This window comes from Halorubrum sp. B52, assembly GCF_059752555.1.
This window is the reverse complement of sequence record NZ_MWTG01000009.1, coordinates 424,598-443,764: the sequence shown is the minus strand read 5'-3', so window position 1 is coordinate 443,764 and position 19,167 is coordinate 424,598. Positions and strand designations below refer to the sequence as shown.

General features: G+C 64.0%; 14 protein-coding genes. 8 read left to right on the top strand and 6 right to left on the bottom strand.

Translation table 11 applies throughout. The features are described 5' to 3' along the window. Positions 1-38 precede the first annotated feature (38 nt). The 4 genes from B4V04_RS10770 to B4V04_RS10755 form a co-directional block, all read right to left on the bottom strand. Positions 39-1,025, bottom strand: a complete 987-nt coding sequence (locus B4V04_RS10770; protein WP_498231519.1) for an NAD-dependent epimerase/dehydratase family protein — start codon at positions 1,023-1,025, stop codon at positions 39-41. Continuing rightward, positions 1,022-1,891 (bottom strand): DUF362 domain-containing protein, encoded by an 870-nt coding sequence (locus B4V04_RS10765; RefSeq protein WP_498231517.1) that lies wholly within the window; start codon positions 1,889-1,891, stop codon positions 1,022-1,024. The genes B4V04_RS10770 and B4V04_RS10765 overlap by 4 nt, the downstream gene beginning before the upstream one ends. Beyond that, positions 1,888-2,946: a Gfo/Idh/MocA family protein gene (locus B4V04_RS10760; RefSeq protein WP_498231515.1), complete on the bottom strand. Its 1,059-nt coding sequence runs from the start codon at positions 2,944-2,946 to the stop codon at positions 1,888-1,890. Before B4V04_RS10760 ends, B4V04_RS10765 begins: the two co-directional genes overlap by 4 nt. A gap of 316 nt (positions 2,947-3,262) precedes the next feature. Next, a complete protein-coding gene (locus tag B4V04_RS10755; RefSeq protein WP_498231513.1) occupies positions 3,263-4,372 on the bottom strand; it encodes a hypothetical protein in 1,110 nt (369 codons plus the stop codon). Positions 4,373-4,606: 234 nt separating this feature from the next. Here B4V04_RS10755 and B4V04_RS10750 point away from each other — a divergent pair, with 234 nt between their 5' ends. Together B4V04_RS10750 and B4V04_RS10745 are read left to right on the top strand one after the other, a co-directional pair. Further along, entirely contained in the window at positions 4,607-6,190 is a 1,584-nt protein-coding gene (locus tag B4V04_RS10750) for a hypothetical protein (protein WP_498231511.1), read from the top strand. Positions 6,191-7,777: 1,587 nt separating this feature from the next. Further along, on the top strand, positions 7,778-9,718 hold the full coding sequence (locus B4V04_RS10745; protein ID WP_498231509.1) for a hypothetical protein: 1,941 nt from the start codon (positions 7,778-7,780) through the stop codon (positions 9,716-9,718). Between the two features lie 115 nt (positions 9,719-9,833). On the opposite strand, the gene wecB is transcribed toward B4V04_RS10745, so the two are convergent. After that, positions 9,834-10,910, bottom strand: a complete 1,077-nt coding sequence (gene wecB / locus B4V04_RS10740; RefSeq protein ID WP_498231507.1) for a non-hydrolyzing UDP-N-acetylglucosamine 2-epimerase — start codon at positions 10,908-10,910, stop codon at positions 9,834-9,836. A 497-nt stretch (positions 10,911-11,407) separates the two neighbouring features. Here wecB and B4V04_RS10735 point away from each other — a divergent pair, with 497 nt between their 5' ends. From B4V04_RS10735 to B4V04_RS10720, 4 genes are all read left to right on the top strand, one after another. After that, a complete protein-coding gene (locus B4V04_RS10735; protein WP_498231505.1) occupies positions 11,408-12,385 on the top strand; it encodes a polysaccharide deacetylase family protein in 978 nt (325 codons plus the stop codon). After that, positions 12,382-13,251: an AAC(3) family N-acetyltransferase gene (locus B4V04_RS10730; protein WP_498231503.1), complete on the top strand. Its 870-nt coding sequence runs from the start codon at positions 12,382-12,384 to the stop codon at positions 13,249-13,251. The genes B4V04_RS10735 and B4V04_RS10730 overlap by 4 nt, the downstream gene beginning before the upstream one ends. Before the next feature lie 378 nt (positions 13,252-13,629). Then, on the top strand, positions 13,630-15,141 hold the full coding sequence (locus B4V04_RS10725; protein WP_498231501.1) for a lipopolysaccharide biosynthesis protein: 1,512 nt from the start codon (positions 13,630-13,632) through the stop codon (positions 15,139-15,141). Between the two features lie 111 nt (positions 15,142-15,252). Continuing rightward, a complete protein-coding gene (locus tag B4V04_RS10720; RefSeq protein WP_498231499.1) occupies positions 15,253-16,413 on the top strand; it encodes an FG-GAP repeat domain-containing protein in 1,161 nt (386 codons plus the stop codon). 42 nt (positions 16,414-16,455) lie between these two features. Here B4V04_RS10720 and B4V04_RS10715 read toward each other — a convergent pair whose 3' ends face one another. Further along, on the bottom strand, positions 16,456-16,704 hold the full coding sequence (locus B4V04_RS10715; protein ID WP_498231498.1) for a hypothetical protein: 249 nt from the start codon (positions 16,702-16,704) through the stop codon (positions 16,456-16,458). 284 nt (positions 16,705-16,988) lie between these two features. On the opposite strand from B4V04_RS10715, the gene B4V04_RS10710 reads away from it, so the two are divergent. Further along, on the top strand, positions 16,989-17,543 hold the full coding sequence (locus B4V04_RS10710) for a metal-dependent hydrolase (RefSeq protein WP_498231497.1): 555 nt from the start codon (positions 16,989-16,991) through the stop codon (positions 17,541-17,543). A gap of 160 nt (positions 17,544-17,703) precedes the next feature. After that, positions 17,704-19,119, top strand: a complete 1,416-nt coding sequence (locus B4V04_RS10705; RefSeq protein ID WP_498231496.1) for a sulfatase — start codon at positions 17,704-17,706, stop codon at positions 19,117-19,119. The last annotated feature ends 48 nt before the right edge of the window (positions 19,120-19,167 follow it).

Below are 19,167 nucleotides of genomic sequence, written 5' to 3'. Positions count from 1 at the left end.
CCCCCGCGGAGCCGGTTCGGAGGTCGACGCTCCGGCGACTACCGCGACGCCTCGGCCATGGCGCGGAACCACCCCCACGCCGGCAGCACCGTCTCCCTGAACGGGCGGTAGTCGTAGCCGAGCTCCTCGCTGGCCTTGGCGCTGGTATAAAAGTGCGTGTCCGTCGCCAGCTCCGCCATCTCGGCGTTGAACGGGAAGATCCGTCGGCCGGTCCGGCGGTTCACGACGCCCACGGCGGGCCCGGCCGCTCTGATCGCGGCCGCCGGGACCGTGATCCGGGGGGCCGACCCGCCGATCTCCTCGGCGATCACCTCGAGGGCCTCCCGGTACCGCAGGTTCTCGCCCCCGAGGACGTAGTGTTCGCCCGGCTCTCCCCGTTCCATCGCCCGCACGATCCCGTCAGCGACGTCCGCGACGCCGACGAAGCTCGCGCCGCCGGGGGGATGCGCGAACAGCTTCGGGTCGCTCGCGAGCGCGAAGAACCGCGCGGTGAACCCCTCGTCTCCCGGACCGAAGATCGACGTCGGGTGCACGGTGACCGCGTCGAGGCCGCGACCGGTCGCCGCGTCCACGATCCGCTCTGCCGCCGCTTTCGACTGCTGGTAGGCGCCGATCGGGGGCGCCACGTCCGTCTCGTCGGCGACGCCGTCGGCCCGCCGCGTTCCGGCCGTGCTCGTGAACACGAGCCGTTCGACCCCGGTGTCGAGGCACGCCTCGACGACGTTTCGCGTCCCGATCTCGTTGACCGCCCGGACGGTCCGCTCGTCGGCGCTCTGTAATCCGGTCCCGGCGAGGTGGTACACCTCGTCGTGACCGTCGACGACCGCTCGCACGGCCGCCTCGTCGAGCACGTCCAGCCGCTCCCACCGGACGGCGTCGTCGGACTCGTCGGGCGCAGACGAGCGGTGGCGGGTGGCGGTGACGGTCCCGTTCTCGTCCCCTTCCTCGTCCGCGAGCCGTTCCAGGAGGTACGAACCGAGGAACCCGCTCGCGCCCGTGACGAGCGCGTCGGCGGCTCCGGTCATCGATCCATCAGCTGCGGCGGCAGCTGATCCCCCGTGACGCGAGCGTACAGCCGGTACCCCGACTTCATCAGCCTCGACGGCGACCCCTCGCTGACCGACTCGTCCGGGAGCTCGTCGGCCAGCGCGCGGGCGTCGAGGCCGCGAACCCGAGCGGGTCGGTCGTCGCGCGCGGCCCCCCTCGGGAGCGCGTCTCGATCCAGACCCAGCAGATACGCCGTGACCCGTTCGACCTCGAACGGGTCGGCGCTCGCGAGCAGCGCCCGCGTCCGCCGCGGCGCGCCGACGTACGAGTAGGTCGCGTCCAACACCGCACCGATCGGGTCGGCCGCCGCGGCGAAGGAGTCCACCTCGAAGGCGGTCGGGTCCCGACCCAGCGCGGTCGCCGCGAGCCGGTCGAAGCAGCCGGCGAGCGTCGGCTCCTCCCGGCGGCGGAGCGCGGGCACGACGAGCGCGTCGTCCAACAGCCGTTCGGGCGCCGTCACGACCGTCTCCTGGTCGTCGACGGAGACCGTCCGACTCGCCTGCGGCCCGGCGTCTGGGTCGAAGTACTCGACGCCGGACCGCTCGACGAGCCGGTCGTAGCCGAGATACGTCGCGCAGGACGCGTCGTCGGACCACGCGGTCGCGGCGCGGGCGATCTCGACCCCGTCGACGGCCTCCGCCGCGAGCAGGCGATCGACGAGCGCGGAGACCGTGTCCGGGTTCGTCACCGTCCCCGTGCTCGGGTGGTAGGGGTAGTGGAGGTCCGGGACGAGCACGACCCGACCCTCGAACTCGACGTCGGCGTCACCGAGCACCTCGGCGACGCCCTCGGCGATCGCGTCGGGCTCGCAGTCCGGGAGCCGCGCGCCGTGAACGAGCGTCATCGCGTCACCTCGATCGGTTCCTCGACCCCCTCGGCCATCCGGTACGCCTCCGTCACGAGCTCGACGGCTCGCGCGCCGTCGGCGCCCGTGACGGGCGGCTCGCGTCCCTCCTTCACCGCCGAGACGAACTCCGTCAGCGCGTGATAGTGCGCCTGGTAGAAGTACGTCGGCTTGAATATCTCCGGTTCGCGGCCGCGGACCCGGTTCCCGACGTTCTCCAGCGCGGACCGGGCCGCGTGGCCCACGAAGTTCGACGGCATGAACTCCTCGCTCGAAAGCGAGTCCGCGATCCCGTCGAGGCGCATCCCGCCGGTGACGTTCGGCGGGTCCTCCCACTGGAAGAAGCCGCAGGACAGCGTCGCGGTCGTTCCCGACTCGGCCGAGACGACGAGGGTCGCGGCGTCCTCGTACGGGAGCGTCAGCGTCCGGTCGAGGCTCGCGTGCTCGACAGTCAGGTCGCCGAAGAACCACGCGAGGACGTCGAGCAGGTGGACGCCGAGGTCGAGGAGCGCGCCCCCGCCCGTCGCCTCCGGGTCGAGCTGCCAGCCCGCCGGCGTCTCCCTCGCGGGGGGACTCGAAAACGGGCCGTTGTTGAACCGCCAGATCGAGCAGGTCGGCACGTGACCGATCGACCCCTCGTCGTACCGCTCTTTGACCCGGCGAACCTCGGGGCGGTACCGGCTGGTGTGGTCGACGCCGAGGGAGACGCCCGCGCGGTCGGCCGCTCGGAGCATCTCCTCGGCCTCGTCGGGGTTCCGCGCGAACGGCTTCTCGACGAAGGCGTGACAGCCGGCTTCGGCGGCCGCGATCGTCGCCTCCGCGTGCAGGAACGGGGGGAGCGCGACGACGACGACGTCCGGGTCGGCGGTCGCGAGCAGCTCCTCGTACTCCTCGTACGCGTTCGTCGCGCCGAGCGCGAGCGCCCGCTCCCGGTTCTCGTCGACGACGTCGGCGACGGCGACGCGGTCCACGTCGTCGCACGCCAACAGCGTCTGCAGGTGGACGGTCCCGATGTTCCCGACGCCGAAGACGCCCACGTCGACGGCGTCGGTCATCGGCCGTCGGACGACGCCGGCTTCGGCGGCGGTCCGTCGCTCCGGTTCCGGTCACCCGAGGGGGCGCTCCGCTCCGTGGCTCCGCGAACTGTGCTGGGTCGTCCGCCCGGACCGGGGTGTGGACCGCTCGGGTCGGCGTGCGGTCCGTCCGCATCGCCGCGTGGCCTGTTCGGGTTCATCTGTCGTGGAGTAGCGATCGGACCGTATTTGGTATGCGGTGCCTGTGAGGCGGCGATCGGTCGACGGTCCCGTTATATCGCTGCTAACTCCGCGCGGCCGACCTCCGAAGGCACGGCGGGATTCGTGGGTGAGCGACTCACGGTGACGAGAAGACCGAGCCGCGACGGCGGAACAGGTCCTCGTTCTCTCGGACCGCCGCGTCGACCGAGCCGACGGCGTCGGTCCGTTCGACGATGTCGACGATGAGCGCCGTCAGGTTACACTTGTCAGCGAGGAACTCGCGCCGCTTACGCTCCCACTCCGCCGCCGTGTCGTCCCTCGTGAGCAGCTCCTCGGCGGTCGAGACGACCGAGTCGAACTCGGAGAAGTTGTAGACGAGCCCGGCCCGTTCCAGCTGCTTGAAGTTCCCCATGTCGTCGTCGCCGACGAAGGAGTTCGAGCGGATCCCGGGCGTGCCGAGGAGCGCGGCCTCGGTGATCATCGTCTGGGTGTCGGCGATGAGCAGCTCGGCCTCCGCGAGCGCCTCGTGCATCAGGGCCGGATGCGCGTCGTACGGCTCCGCCGCGCTCTCGCCGACGTCGAGCGCGCCCGTCTCGTCGGAGACGAACACCCTCGCGTGCTCGGAGAGCCGGGCTATCAGCTCCTCTTTCTGGGCCGGCGTGAACCCCCGGCGACCGACGTCGTGGTGGCCGTTGAACGCGTTGAACCGGACGAGAACGAACGGGTCGTCGCCGACGCCGAGCTCCTCTCGGACCGTCCCCGTGCTCGCGTAGACGTCGGGGTGGAGGTACGCCGTCTCTTTGAGCCCGGTGAACGCGTAGTGTTTCGGTCCGAGGTTCCGCGTGAACGCGTCGGGCGTGAGGAACGCCTCGACGAACGGTGACATGGCGACGTGCCGCCACGCCATCGGCTCCGAGTCGGTCACCGAGACCGCGGGCGTCCGCGAGACCGCGCCGGCGAACGCCGAGTAGAGACCCATCCCGAAGACGAGATCGAGGTCCTCTTTCTGGAGAATTCGGTAGATGTTTCGCAGGTGGCTCGGGAGCTTGAGGAACAGGTTCCGCTTCGTCGCGTCCCGCCTCGCGTACCGGTAGTGGTCGATTCCGAAGTACTCCAAGAGGTCGAGCGCGCAGCCGTCGTCGCGGGCGAAGACGACGGTCTCGTGGCCCCGCTCTTCCAGTTCCCCTATCGCGTTACGGTACAGGTGGACGTGCGCGGGGGTGTTGGTGAATATGCCGACTCGCATGCTGGTTAGGGTGCCTACGGCGCTTTCGCGTATAGTTACGAAGAATCTACTGTCGGTTGCACGCGTGGTCTCGCCGCGATAACCCACGCGAGGAGTGGCGATCGAAGCGGGTCGCGAGGGAGCGGCACCTGCCGGTTGTTCCGCCCGAGAGACAGAGGAGACGGCCAGTTCCTGCGGTGGTCCGGCCGGGTATGCGAGGTATAACAAAGCCCGCAGGTCGGTTGGTGTCTGGTAATGAAGCGAAGGGCCCTCCTCGGATCCCTCGCGCTCAGCTGCGGCACGCTCGCCGGATGTGGCGGGCGGGAAGACACGACGGAGACGACGGAGACGACGGAGAACTCGTCAGGGGAGCAGCCGAGCGCGGGTTCAAGCGGGGGAGCAACCGAGTGGGAGACGCTACAAGAGCAGTTCGGCTTCGAAGAGCGGGTGGACGCCGTCGACGACCTCGGATGGGATCCGAACGGGCTGTTCCCCGTCGACGACTCCTTAGTCAAGAGCTTCGATCGAGACATTCTCGTCGAAGTTCCGCCTGGGGAGTACAAGCTCCTTGAGACGATCGAAGGCGAGAACGTCTCCAACTGGGGGATGCGTGGAGTAGGCGAAGAACGTACCGACGTGCGGTTCACGACAAACGAGGGCTCTCGCGTTGAATTCCAGTTGATGTATGGGAGCGATTTGCTCCTTGAGAACTTCTCATTTGACCTAGGCGGCCAGTTCGATCGCACGATGGGGATGAGGACCATTATAGAGGACAACCTGCTCATCCGCAACGTAGAGAAAGCCGGCGCGAATCCGACGGAAAACCCAAGCGGGGTCAGTGCCCTCATATTGAGCGTCACCGACCCTAACGGGGCCGCGGTCGTTGACACGTTCATTCGGACGGGACCGCAAATATTCCTCCCTTTTCCGAAGAACGAACTATGCGTCTTTTCTGGACGAACACACAAGGGAACGGTAACATATCGGGATCTCGAGATCCACAACGCCGGAGAGGGCGGCGTCTACGCGTCGAAGTGTCCCGGTGACGTCCACGTAGAAGGGGGGTTCTATAAGAACAATCGTAACGACGGTATTCGTATCTCTGGAAACGGATCGTATATTAAAGACGCGACCGTCGTTATCGATTCCGACGACTTCCACCCAAAGAACGGAGGGGTGGAAGGCCAGATGCGCGGGATCAGAATGCAGTCCGGTGATCAAGGCTTTACTGGCGGCTTCATAGAGGACACGACCTTGGAACTTCGCTCGACTTTTTTGACGCAGTCGCTAGTACACATCACGAACAACCAAGGAGGAATGCAGCTCAGAAACTCGGAACTAAAAAACTGGACGGATCGCTTCTCATTTCGAGCGGTACCACCGTTGGATCACGTCGCCGAACCGTGGAGCGTTACCCTAGACAACGTCCAAATGAAAGAGCATGGGAATAGTGGGTCCGCACTCAAAATAGATGGTCGTCCGAATTCAACACTACGAAACGTAACCATTGAAACGCCACGAGAGTCCGGCCAGCGTCACGGAGTCACCGTTGTTGATAGCCATGGTACCGTCTTCGAGGACGTGACGGTAGAGACCACCGGGGTCCCGCTCAGAATCGAACGGCCCTCCGGCCCGCTCGACGACTACGCCCTCGAGTTCAGAGGTACGAACGAGTTCAGCACGCGAGGGAACTTCGGACTCGGTTCGTCCTCGGTCGAACTGCCGATCGGCGACGACCGGACCGTGTTTCCGTTCCGAGACGCAAGCGAGGACGTGAGCGTGCTTCTTGTTACCGGAGTGGAGGAAGATCGGCTCAAATTCCGCCAGGTGTATGAGTGAATCGAGGCGGAGTTCTGGCGCGCGGGGATCGCGACCGATTATTGTTGCCTTACCGAGCAATTTACTCGACTGTCTCTCTCGGTTTATTGGATGTTAGAGTGAGATGTTAGAGGCACTAGCGGAGAGTTTCATCCTAGTATCGGCGTTAATCAGTGATTAACAGCCTAAGAACACCATAATAAGATTGCTTAGAGACGTTCATGTGTCCGTGAATATCATTTCATATTCAATGAATTAAACAGAAGGTCACAGAAAATTATACATATAATCTAAGAAACAGTTATACCGATTAATGCTCGATTAACAGTTGCGATGGATTCGAAAGCACGACCTAACGAGTGCGAGAACGAAACGGAGCAGCATACTGGTTGCTCGGAAGACGGGCTCCTCAATCGACGCAAATACCTCATGCTTAGCGCAGCGGCGGTCGGCGCCGTCGGCACCGGTGCGAGCGCGACGACCGCCTCCGCGTCGGGGGCTGCGGAACGCAACGGGATCACGTTCGACCGGGTCCTCGACGCGAACGCCGATCTTGGCCTCTCCGACGGCGATCGAGTTGACGGCGTCCTAAACGACGTCGCGGCCGAGGGTAATACCCTCGTGCAGTTCCCCCCGGGAGAGTACCTAGTCGGGGACGACATCGACGTTCCGGCGGACAACTTCGGAATCGAGAGTGAGACCCGAAACCAGGAGGACGTCGTTTTCAAGGCGGTGTCGGGGACGTCGCCCACGCTGGTCATTGCGAGAAACAGACCGTCTGGGCTATACGTCGGGGACGTCACGCTCGATCAACGCGACGAGTGGGACAGTACATTTAGAATCGTTGGAGGAGCTGTATCAGATAAGCTCCATATAAAAAACATTCTCGTAGAAGGGTGGGCCCCCGCAGGCGGCGGGCGGTTACTCACGTTCAATATCGTAGATTCGGACGGTTCCGCGCTCGTTGACGGGGTAACCCGTCGAGGGCCGACACAGTTTATGCGAGATAAAACCTCAATCGCCATTTGGAATGGAAGGGGAACAAACGGCACCATAACGTACCGAAATATTGAGATACATAACGCCACGGAAAGCGGCCTCTACGCCGGGAAAGTGAATGGTACTGTCCGAGTGGAGGATAGTTTCTTTAAGAATTGCTCCCACTCCGGCGTCCGTGTCTCTGGTAACAACTCCTGGATCAAGAATACGACCATCGTAATGGACGTTGACGACATCCACCCGGAAACTGAGGTCATTGATCCGAGAGGGATTGTGCTAAACCGTGGTATCTGGACTCAAACATACGATCTTGAACGGGGCGGCCCGCTCGTTGAGAACTGTGAAATCATCGTTAACAGTGTCGGGCAAGGAGTCGCAGGCATTCTCAACCACGGCGACTGCGGTGGGATCGATATTCGCAACACCCGGGTCGAGTGCAATGAAGATGATATTTATCCGATTCTCATCCAAGACGAATCAACGGATAAAGCTGGGAAACCGTACGAGGCGAATCTGGACGGCGTGTCAGTCACGGGTTCCGGGAGCGGAAGACCGGCTATCACGATCCGTGACCGCGACGGGACGACGGTTAATAATAGCTGTATCCAGATGCCGAACACCGACGGGATCAAATTCAATGGCACGTCGGACGCCACGATCGAGGACACGAACGTGAACGTCGGCGGCCGAGCGACCATCTTCGAGAACGCGGACGTCACGACGACGAACCTCACGTCGACCGAGAGCTGTCCCGCTCCGAACCTCGACTCGTGGCGAGACGGTGACTCGACCTCGGACGGCACCGACTCGGACACCACTGACGACTCGGGGACAACCGACGGGTCGGGAAACGAGGACACGACGACGGACCCCGTGACGAGCGGGAACCGGATCGTCGTCGCGCAGGTGCGCGAAGGCGAAGTCGTCAGATACGATCTGACCGCGAGCGACGGACTCGTGAGCGGCGAGTACGCCGGCGAGGAACCCGACGGCAACACCGTGAGCGGCCGCACCGGGAGCCTCCGCGGCGTCGACGACTACTACCTCGATGGCTACGTCACCGCCTTCAGCGGTGGCAGCTTCGACTACGCGAACGTCTACTTCGCTGACGACGGCGTCGACGTCGACGTCGACAACTACGTCCTCCAGAACCCCGAGGACCTCCGGGAAGTCGACCCCGCCGTGCTCGGCGAAAACGTCCTCACCGTCGAATCCGACGTCGATCAGGCGATCGAGTTCGAGTTCGACGTCACGGGCGACGTGGAAGCCGGCGCGACCGCCGGCGGCGCCGCCGTGGCCGACGGCACTGCGAGTGGGTCTACGACGGACCTCGCGGCGTTCCACTTCACCGGCTCCGTCGGCGAGGTCTCCGTCACCGACCCCGACACCGCCACCGTCACCGTCAACGGCACCGCGCTCCCCGCCGACGAGCTCTCGACAATCGGCGGGTCCGCGGACGACTCCGAGACGGGCAAGAATCGGGTCGTCGTCGCGCAGGTTCGCGAAGGCGAAGTCGTCAGGTACGAGATGACCGCGAGCGACGGGCTCACGTCCGGCGAGTACGCCGGCGAGGAACCCGACGGCAACACAGTAAGTGGTCGCGTCGGCAGCCTCCGCGGCGTCGACGACTACTACCTCGATGGCTACGTCACCGCCTTCAGCGGTGGCAGCTTCGACTACGCGAACGTCTACTTCGCTGACGACGGCGTCGACGTCGACGTCGACAACTACGTCCTCCAGAACCCCGAGGACCTCCGGGAAGTCGACCCCGCCGTGCTCGGCGAAAACGTCCTCACCGTCGAATCCGACGACGGCCGGGCCAGCGGGTTCGAGTTCACCGCGTCGGGCGACGTGGAACCCGGCGCGACCGGCGACGGCGCCACCGTCACCGACGGCACCGTCAACGGCTCGACGACCGACCTCGCCGCCTTCCACTTCACCGGCTCGGTCGACGACGTCGCCGTCACCGACCCCGAAACCGTCACCGTCACCGTCAACGGCACCGCCGTCGACGATCTCTCCACGATCGGAGGGGAAGAGCTTCCCCACACGCTCAGCCTCGTCGGCACCGGCAGCGCCACGAGCTACCGCTTCACCGTGTCGGGGGAGATCGAGGCCGAGAGCAGCCCGAACGACGACATCGCCGACAACATCTCCAGCTCGAGCGCCGAGGGGGCGATCGAGACCGGGACGCACGTGTACGACTTCTCCGGCGAGCTGACCGACCTCACGGTCACCGGAGACGTCGAGGTGTACCTCGACGGCGAGCCGATCGACGGTGACTCCTCGGACCGTCACCTCATCGTCTTCGACGGGTCGAACGACGACGAGGTCAGCTCGTACAAGTTCGCCGTGTCCGGTTCGGTCGAGTCGAGCCCGGAACACACGGTCGCGGCGGACGGCGAGTGGGACGCGCTCGAATCGAAGATCGAGACCGACTCGGCCGTCGGTCTCGTTCACAAGGGGAGGGACGCGTACTGGTTCTCCGGCTACATCGAGGAGCTCGAACTCCGCGGGTCGGCCGTCGCGACGTTCGAGACCATCGATTGAGGACCGGCGAGCCGTCTCTTTTTGAGGAATAACAGGGTGCTTCTGCGGTCGAGTCACGAGTTCCCGCATCGGCCGTTCACGGAAATCGAAGCTACCGGTTGGTCCCCGGCCGTTCCTACCGAAAGTGTGCGACGATCTCGTCGACCACCCGCTCCGCAGCGCGGCCGCCGCCGTACAGCGAGGGTTTCTCGGGGAGGTCCTCCGTCCGCCGGAGCGCCGCCCGGATCGCCTCCGCGTCCGCGCCGACGAGCTCGTTCCAGCCAGCCTCGACGGTCTCGACCCACTCCGTCTCGTCGCGGAGCGTCACGCACCGGGTGTCGAGGTAGAACGCCTCCTTCTGCACGCCGCCGGAGTCGGTCGCCACGCGTTCCGCCCCGTCGAGGAGCCCGACGAAGTCTAGGTAGCCGACCGGCTCGATCACGCCCAGCTCCGCCGTCGCCCGGTCCCAGAGCTCGTGTCGCTTGAGCGCCTCCTCGGTCCGCGGGTGGAGGGGCGCGACGACCGGGCGGGGCGACGACGCCAACCCCTCCACGACGGACGCGAGGCGCTCCGGGTCGTCCGTGTTCGCCTGCCGGTGAACCGTCGCGAGGACGTACTCGCCGTCGCCGTACCCGAGGTCGTCGAGGACCGAAGCTGCCGGGGGGGCGCGATCGCGGACCCGGGTGATCGCGTCGTACATCACGTCGCCGGTGACGGCGACGCCGTCGGTGATCCCCTCTGCGGCCAGCGTCTCGACCGCCCGCTTGGAGGGGACGAACAGCAGGTCGGAACACCGGTCGGTGAGGACGCGGTTCACCTCCTCGGGCATCGCCCAGTTGTCGCTCCGCAGGCCCGCCTCAACGTGGGCCACCGGAACGTTCCGCTTCGCCGCGACGAGGGCCCCGGCCAGCGTCGAGTTCGTGTCGCCGTAGACGAGGAGGAGGTCGGGCCGCTCCGTCTCGACCACTTCGTCGATCCGGCGGAGCATCTCAGCCGTCTGGATCGCGTGGTTCGCGGAGCCGACGCCGAGGTTGTAGTCGGGCTCGGGGATGTCGAGCTCCTCGAAGAACACGTCCGACATGCCGAAGTCGTAGTGTTGACCCGTGTGAACGAGCACTTCGGAGAGACGCTCGCGGAGGAGCCGCGAGACGGGAAACGCCTTGATGAACTGCGGACGAGCGCCGACGACCGAGAGGACGGTTGGATCACTCATCGGTCGGTCCGCCTCCGGTAACATCGGTCAACGCTGGCGGTTCTGACGCCGGTCCGCAGGACGGCCGCCGCCCGCTGAATCGGTCGGTCGACGTCAGGCCGGGTTCGGTTCGCATTACCCCGGCCGTCGTCCGGGAGGCGGATAGTTCATCAGTTCATAACCCGCGTCGGAGGTCGTGTCCGTGTCTGTCAGTTAGCAACTCTCGTCGCGCCGGCGACTCCGAGGGGATGGCCGTAGATCGGCCCCTCGCTGGTTCGAACCGCCGCTCGGCTCCGTTCTGGCGGGGCGAATCCGACAGACGTCTCACAGAACCCTCAGACCGACAGCATTCGAATCGATGACAGCCGTTTTACGCGTTTCGAGCCGCTAAAATACCTTTTTGCGCGTCGAACGCACAGAATGGACGGTTGGAGTTTAAAATAGCACCGGTATCTCAGGTCGGTATATACATTATTACTAAATGACACCGGGGTCGTGTTTCCGGTCAGGGCTACAGGATGTCGACCCAGCGCTGCTCAGTCGCCTGTCCAGGCGTCTTCGACGACTACGAGTTCGGCGTCTGTCTCACCCACGACGTCGATCGAATATATAAGACGTACCAGTCGGTGTACTACGCCCTCACTGAACGGCGACACCACCATCTCAAGTCGCTTTTCTCGAGATCGAAACCCTACCAGCAGTTCGATGAGGTCATGGCGCTCGAAGACCGCCTCGACATCCGGTCCTCGTTTTATTTCTTGAACGAGAAACGCCTTCTCGGGGATAAATCTCCGTCGACGTGGCTTCGGCCGACGAACTGGATCCGGTACACCGGGTACTACGACGTCACGGAGCCGACTGTCGTCGACGCGATCCGAAAGCTCGACCGAGGAGGGTGGGAAGTCGGCCTACACGGATCGTTCGATTCGTTCGCTGAGCCCGATCGACTCGTCTCAGAGAAACAGCAACTTGAGGACGTCCTCGGCCACCCCGTCACGGGCGGCCGACAACACTATCTCAACCTGAACGTCCCGGAGACGTGGCAGAATCACCGCGACGCCGGGCTGCGGTACGACGCGAGTTTCGGCTCCAGTTCGACGGTGGGGTTCGACGCGCCGGTCCCCGCGGCCGAAACCGAAGGCGTGCAGTCGGAGGCCGCGGATACAGATCAGGTCGGAACCGGGGTTTTTCGTCCGTTCGACGACGATTTCCTCGTTTTTCCCCTCACGGTGATGGAGGCACCGCTCGTCGAGGAGGCGGGGAGTATCGGTGCCGCGTGGGAGAAGCTGCAGCGACTGCTCACCGAGGCTCGCGCCAAGGAAGCGATCGTCACGGTCCTCTGGCATCCGCGACTCTTCAACGAGACCGACTTTCCCGGATACCGCCGGTTGTACGAGCGGCTAATCGTCGAAGCGAAGTCGCTCGGCGCGTGGGTCGGACCCGTCGAAGAGGCGTACCACGAACTCGTCGATCATCGGGGGTGTGGTAACGAATGAACGCCGCCGCTCTGCGGACTTACGCGAATACAGCCCTTCATTTCGGGTTGGAGCGCAACTGGGACCGAACGGTCACACCGGCATCGGCCGACCGATTCGAACGACTCGTCGCGGAGTTCGACGACTACGACACGGTTTTCGTCCACGCCGGCTTGAGCGACGTCAAACGGGCGTTTCAGTGTGACCCGTACGAGTTCTTGCTCGAGACGCTCGAAGCGAACTTCGACAGTATCCTCGTGCCGGGGTTCACCCCGTCGTTTCGAAGCTCTGGAGTCTACCACAAGGAGTACTCACGTCCGGAGTTCGGGACGTTCGCCAAACTGTTTCTCGACGACGCGGAGTACCGAACGGACGATCCGATCCATTCGATCCTGGTTAAAGGCGACTACCGGTTCGACGGCTGTGACCACCACGATTCGTTCGCCGAAACCGGTTGCTGGGCGAAGCTCGACCGAGACGACGTGCTCATTCTCAACGTCGGTACCGATTGGATAGTGAGCACGCAACACCACTATATCGAACACTGCTTCGACGTCCCGTATGTCCGGTCCGCTACTCACGACGGGGTCATGTTTGACAGTTCCGGCGATCGACAATCGGTTACACAGACGAATTACGAGTACACGATGCCGATGAAACGGAATGCATTGGGTATTCAATCGTATCTGACGGAGACAGGCGCATTAACGAGACACACCCTCGGGGGACTCAATCTGATGATGATCTCCGCGCGAGATCTGCGAGAAAGTCTGGAGCCCGTGATTGAACGCGATCCGTACTTCATGGTCGCTTGCTCGTCCGAGACGCTTCGATCCGACGAGCTCCTCTCGGCATGTGTAAATTCGCTGTATAACCTCGCGAGATAGGACGTTGCCCGGCGATCAAAGTGGAATACATCGTGTTACAAAAGTCTGTCAAATGGCGCCTGTCACCACTTCGATCTCTTCCAGTCGTCTTCGGAAGGCTAGGTGCCGGGCGTGGGTGGCAGATACCTCTCCGAGTTCGCCTCGCTTCGGGCGACAACATACGATCATAACGAGGGGAACGCCGCAGTTTGAGTGTTCTGCCGGATGTCGAGAAAGCGTACCCCGAGTTGGGATCAGGAGTCCACGACGTCGTACCGTGTTTTAGGAATGACATTACATTGTACCGAAGGCCGTTTCGTACTGCCCAATGAGACAGATAGTAATGTCAAATAATATAATATTACCGGTGGATCCGGTCACTGTTTCCGAACGTCATCGATGAGTCTGCTCGACCGACTGCTTGCGCTGATCAAGCGGATGAAACCGGGGGGCGGGACCGTCGAACGAACGGTCAAGAGCGCGGCCTGGCTGATGAGTCAGAACGTCGTCGGCCGAGCGCTCCAGCTCGGGATGCTGGCGGTGCTCGCGCGGCTCGTCGGCCCGGCCGAGCTCGGGCTGGTGGGGATCGCGATGCTGACGCTGAGTGCGACGAAGAATTTCACCACCATCGGGCTGAACAAGGCGCTGATCCAGAAGGTAGAGGAGAACGTCGACAGTCACCTCAACACGACGTGGGTGCTCGAGATCGGGAGGGGCGTCCTCATCGCCGCGATCCTCTTCGCGATCGCTCCCCTCGTCGGCGAGCAGTTCTTCGGGGAGCCCCGCGCAGTGCAGATGATACAGGCTATCGGCCTCTCGCCGCTGCTCCTCGGGTTCCGAAACCCGGGCATTGTCTACTTTCAGAAGAACCTCGACTTCCACAAGCAGTTCGTCTACAAGGTCGGCGGGGACACCACTCAGTTCGTCGTCGGCGTCGGATACGCGCTGATCGAACCGACCGCGTGGGCGTTCGTCTTCGGCTTTCTCGCGGCCGACGTCGCCAAGCTCGTCGTCTCGTATGCGATTCAGAGCTACCGGCCGTTTCCGTCGTTCGACCTCGAGATCGCCAAGGAGCTCGTCGACTACGGGAAGTGGCTCACGGCCTCGTCGATCCTCTACTTCCTTTACAGCGAGGGCGACGACGCCTTCATCGGGTGGCTGTTGACCCCAACGGCGCTGGCGTACTACCAGTACACCTACCGGTTCTCGAACGCGCCGGCGACGGAGCTGTCACAGGTACTCACAGGCGTGATGTTCCCCGCCTACTCGAAGTTGCAGTCGAACACGGAGGAGCTACGGAACGCGTTCTCCAAGACGCTCCGGTTCACTGCACTCCTCTCGTTCCCCGCAGCGATCGGCATCGCCGCGGTCGCGCCCGACTTCGTCATGACAGTGTTCGGCGAGGACTGGATGCCCGCGGTTCCCGCCATGCAGGTCCTCGCGTTCTACGGACTTATGCGCGCGCTCGCCAAGACGGTCGGACCGGTCTGGCACGCACTCGGAAGGCCGGACTACATCACGAAGCTGTCAGCACTTCGCGTCATACTGATCGCCATCTTCATTTACCCGATGACCAACGCGTTCGGCATCGTTGGGACGGCTCTTACTGTCACCGGAATCTTCGTCTTCCCGATGCTTCCGCTTGACATGTACATCATGTCGCGTTCCGTCGACATACCGATGCGCGAAATATACTACGAGTTCGTCTATCCGATGCTCGCGAGCGTCCCGATGGGGCTCGTCGTCTGGTATCTCGGAGATATTTCCCCGTTCAGCCCGCTCGTCAATCTCGTGCTTCTCATTCCCACCGGGGCGATTATTTACGCCGCACTGGTGTTACTCTTCGAGTTCGCGACAAAGTGGACGGTCACCGACAACTTCGAGATGATCTACCGGAAGCTGGCAACCTAGCTCCCAATGCGCTCGAACTTGGCGGACAGACATTCACGCACTGATCGCCGGAACCGGCCGTGAACCATTAACAACTGCGTTACAATACCCGCGCCGACGCACCGGTCGGGTATGTCACTGCAGGACGAGCGACGGTTGCGGCTCGAACACGAGTGTATCGACGACAGCCCGCCGACCGCTCGAATGAGTTTCTGTCTCACTTCCGACCTCACGGGTAACGGTCGCCCCGACGTCATCGTCGGGGCGGTCGGGAGGAAAGCCCCCGTCACCATTCCGGTCATCGACAAGGAGATATTCCTCGGGAAGCTCGTCGGCACGCGGGAGATCATCAACCGACTCGAGTGGAACGTCTTCTGGTACGAGAACCCCGGCTGGGAGCGACACGAGGTCGCGAAGTCGCCGGAGCTGTCGGTCGGCGCCGCGCTCGGCGACGTCGACGGCGACGGCCGGGTCGAGCTCGTCACCGGACAGAACCTCAACGAACACGAGCTCTACTGGTTCGAACAGGGGGCGGACCCGCGCAGCCGGTGGACGCGCCGGCTCATCACCGACGACTTCGAGAAGTACCACGACGTGGCGGTCGCCGACGTGGACGACGATGGCGAGCTCGAGGTGCTCGCGCTTTCACAGGAGAGCGAGACCGTCTTCTACTACGACATCCCCGACGACCCGACCTTGGAGCCGTGGCCCGTCACCAACCGCCACCTCGTCGCGGAGGACCTGAACGTCGAGGGCGTGCAGGTCCTCGACATCGACGGCGACGGACGCACGGAGATCGTCGCCGGTACGAACGTGTTCCACCGGCGCGACGACGGCGAGTGGGACCGCGAGGTGGTCGCCGAGGGGTGGGAGTGGACCCGGATCGTCGCCGCCGACGTCGACGGCGACGGCGAGGCGGAGCTCGTCGTGACGGAGGGGGACCTCCCGTATCAGGGCGACCGCCGCGCGCGACTCGGCGTCTTCGACCCGCCGGACTGGGAGCTGACGGTACTGCACGACGACATGTCGAACCCGCACTCCCTCCAAGTGGCGGACCTGAACGACGACGGGAACCCCGACATCTTCGTCGCCGAGATGGGGTTAGAGGAGGGACACGAGCCGAGGCAGTTCGTCTTCTGGAACCGAGGCGACGGGACGTTCGACTCGGAGGTGGTCGCGAGCGGCGTGCCGACGCACGAGGCGAAACTGGTCGACCTCGACGGCGACGGACGGCTCGACGTCGTCGGCAAGGGGTACGCGCACCGCACCGTCGACGTGTGGCACCAGGCCTGAGCGCCGATCTCGTCGCGTTCTCTCCCCGCCTCGCCTCCGCCGCTACTCCTCGCCGCCGGGCGTCGACTCGGTTTCGGCGAACTCGTCGGGGTCCGGGATCGAGAGGACGTCCTCTCGCGTTCCCATGTATCGCCCGCGAGAGACACTCTCCTCGAACGCGTCGACGCTCTCGTACTCGCGAACCGTGAGGACGTGGCCGCCCTCGACGTGGAACACGATCTCCGTGGACCCGTTCGGGAGGGCGTACTCGTCTCCTTTCGCCGGGGCTTCGGACTCCGGATCGCTGCTCATACGCGTCCATGGCGGGCCGGGCATTTGAGTAGTCGCCTCGGATTCGCCGGGAGCGGGGTGCGAAAGAGGTGGCCGTCTGTCGGGGTTCGACACTCTCCGAGGCGACGGTGCTGCCGTGCACCCCACCCGAGCGATCGGGCTGCATAGTTATGTCGGCATCAGTATATAAATGCCGGAGCTGTCTCGTTTTCGAACCGTTCGAATCAGTTATACGGTGTTTAATCACCCCCACCACCAGTTTCAAAACCGACAAATAAATACGAAAGAAGGTCCGATCAGGAGTCGTGTGGCCCTGGGGACACCTCGCGTTCGCGTACCTGCTTCACTCGTCGGTCGTGCACCTCTGGTATCGCCGACGTCCGGCGTGGCCCGGCGTCGCACTCGTGGCGCTCGGCTCGCAGATGCCGGACCTCATCGACAAGCCGCTCGCGTGGACGCTTAACATCCTCCCGAGCGGTCGATCGCTCGGCCACTCGGTCCTCGTCGGCACGCTCATCATCGTCGCCGCGGTCGCGCTCTGCAGGCGATACGATCTGCGGGGGTGGCCGTTCGCCCTCGGCTACTACTCGCATCTCCTCGGCGATTCGATCCGGCCCCTGATCGACGGCCGGTTCCACGACCTCGCGTTCCTCCTGTGGCCGTTGTTCGAGGTGGAGACTGGGTCCGGGCCGTCGATCGGGATCGTTCAGTACCTGCTGAACGCGCAGCTCGAGGGGACGGTGTTGGTCGATCTCGGCCTCGCAAGCGCCGTCTTCGTCTGGTGGCTTCTCGACGGCGCGCCCGGCGTCAGAGACCTCTGGAGCACGATTCACGCAAGATTCCTGCGCCCGACCGAGTGAGTTCCTCGCGATCTCGAAGGGTTACCGCCGATTGAGGGCGCCCCGCCGCCGACCCGGCCAGTGCGATACTCTCCCCTGATCTTGTCAGAGGGGCTTAGAAAAGCACGTGTTCCCGGTTATTTTGTGTCTAGTTATGTCTCCATTTCTGTAACTGCGCCTTATGAATACGGGACCGACCAACGTCGTCTGGATAACTCTCGAGAGCGTGAGAGCCGCGAACACGTCCGTCTGTGGGTACGACCGGGAGACGACTCCCAACCTCGAACGGATCGCGTCAGGGCCCGATGGGACGGCGTTTCAGCACTGCTTCTCCCAGTCGATGTGGACGCCGGCGTCGAGCGCCTCCATCCTCACCGGGACGTATCTGTTCGAGCACCGCGTCGGATACGACGGGAAAGCGAACGAGCCGCTCCCGCCGGAGATAGCCACCCTTCCCGGACTGCTCCGAGATCGGGGGTACCAGACCGCGTGTTTCACGCCGAACGCCTATCTCAGCGAGGCGACGGGGCTCGATCGGGGATTTGAGAGATATCACCACGCCTTGCTCCGCCGTGCGTTTCACGAACCGGAAACGCGGACGGCGGCGTTAAAGTACCTCTTGCGCGCCTGGGAGTACGGCCCCGGATTCTCGCTCAACGTGCGGCGGCACAACCAGACGTACATCATGCGCGAGGTCCTGAAGGGATGGCTCGACGAGCTCACGGCCGACGGCGACCCCTTCTTCCTCTACACGCACTGTCCGAACCCGCACCTCCCGTACGCGCCGCCGCGGAAGTGGATCGATCGGTTCACCGACGAGATCGCGTATTCGACCGAGGAGGCGCTGGAGCTCTCGCTGGACACGTACGCGAGCCGGGACCGGATGATCCAGCGCATCGTCGACGGGTGCCCCTTCTCCGAGGACGAGTGGGAGGCGCTCGAAGCGATGTACGACGCCGAGATCGCGTACGCGGACGAGTTCGTCGGGGCGCTGTACGACCACGTCCAAGAGCTGAACGCGGGCAAGACGATTTTCGTCGTCACCGGCGACCACGGCGACCTGTTCGGCGAGCAGGGTGTGCTCGGACACAACCTCGTTCTCGACGACCACCTGACGAACGTCCCGATGGTCGTCTCCGGGATCGAGGGACTGGAGCACGCGCGAGACGACCCCGTCCAGCACATCGACGTCACGCGCACGCTCGCGGAGCGGCTCGGCGTCTCTCACGACCAGTTCAGCGGCGTAGATCTCAGGGAGGCCGCCCCCGACGGCGCGGTCAGCCAGCGGGGGATCCCGCACTTCGACGAGTACCTAGAGGCCGACCCGGCGTTCGACACCTCCCGGTACCACGAGACGCCGATGACGGCGTTCCGCACGGACGAGTTCAAATACGTGAAGGGGTCCGAGAAGGCGGAGCTGTTCAGACTTCCGGACGAGGAGACGGAAGTGGGCGACGAGTATCCGACGGTCCGCGACGAGCTCGACGAGCGCCTAGAGGCGCAGCTCCTGGACATGACCACGCCGGAAACGGGGGAAGCCGAGGCGACGTACTCCGCCGCGATGGAACAGCAGCTCACCGACCTGGGATACCTCTGACGGCGACAGGCCGCCAGTTCGGTCGGTCCGCAGCGCGGCCACGTCCGC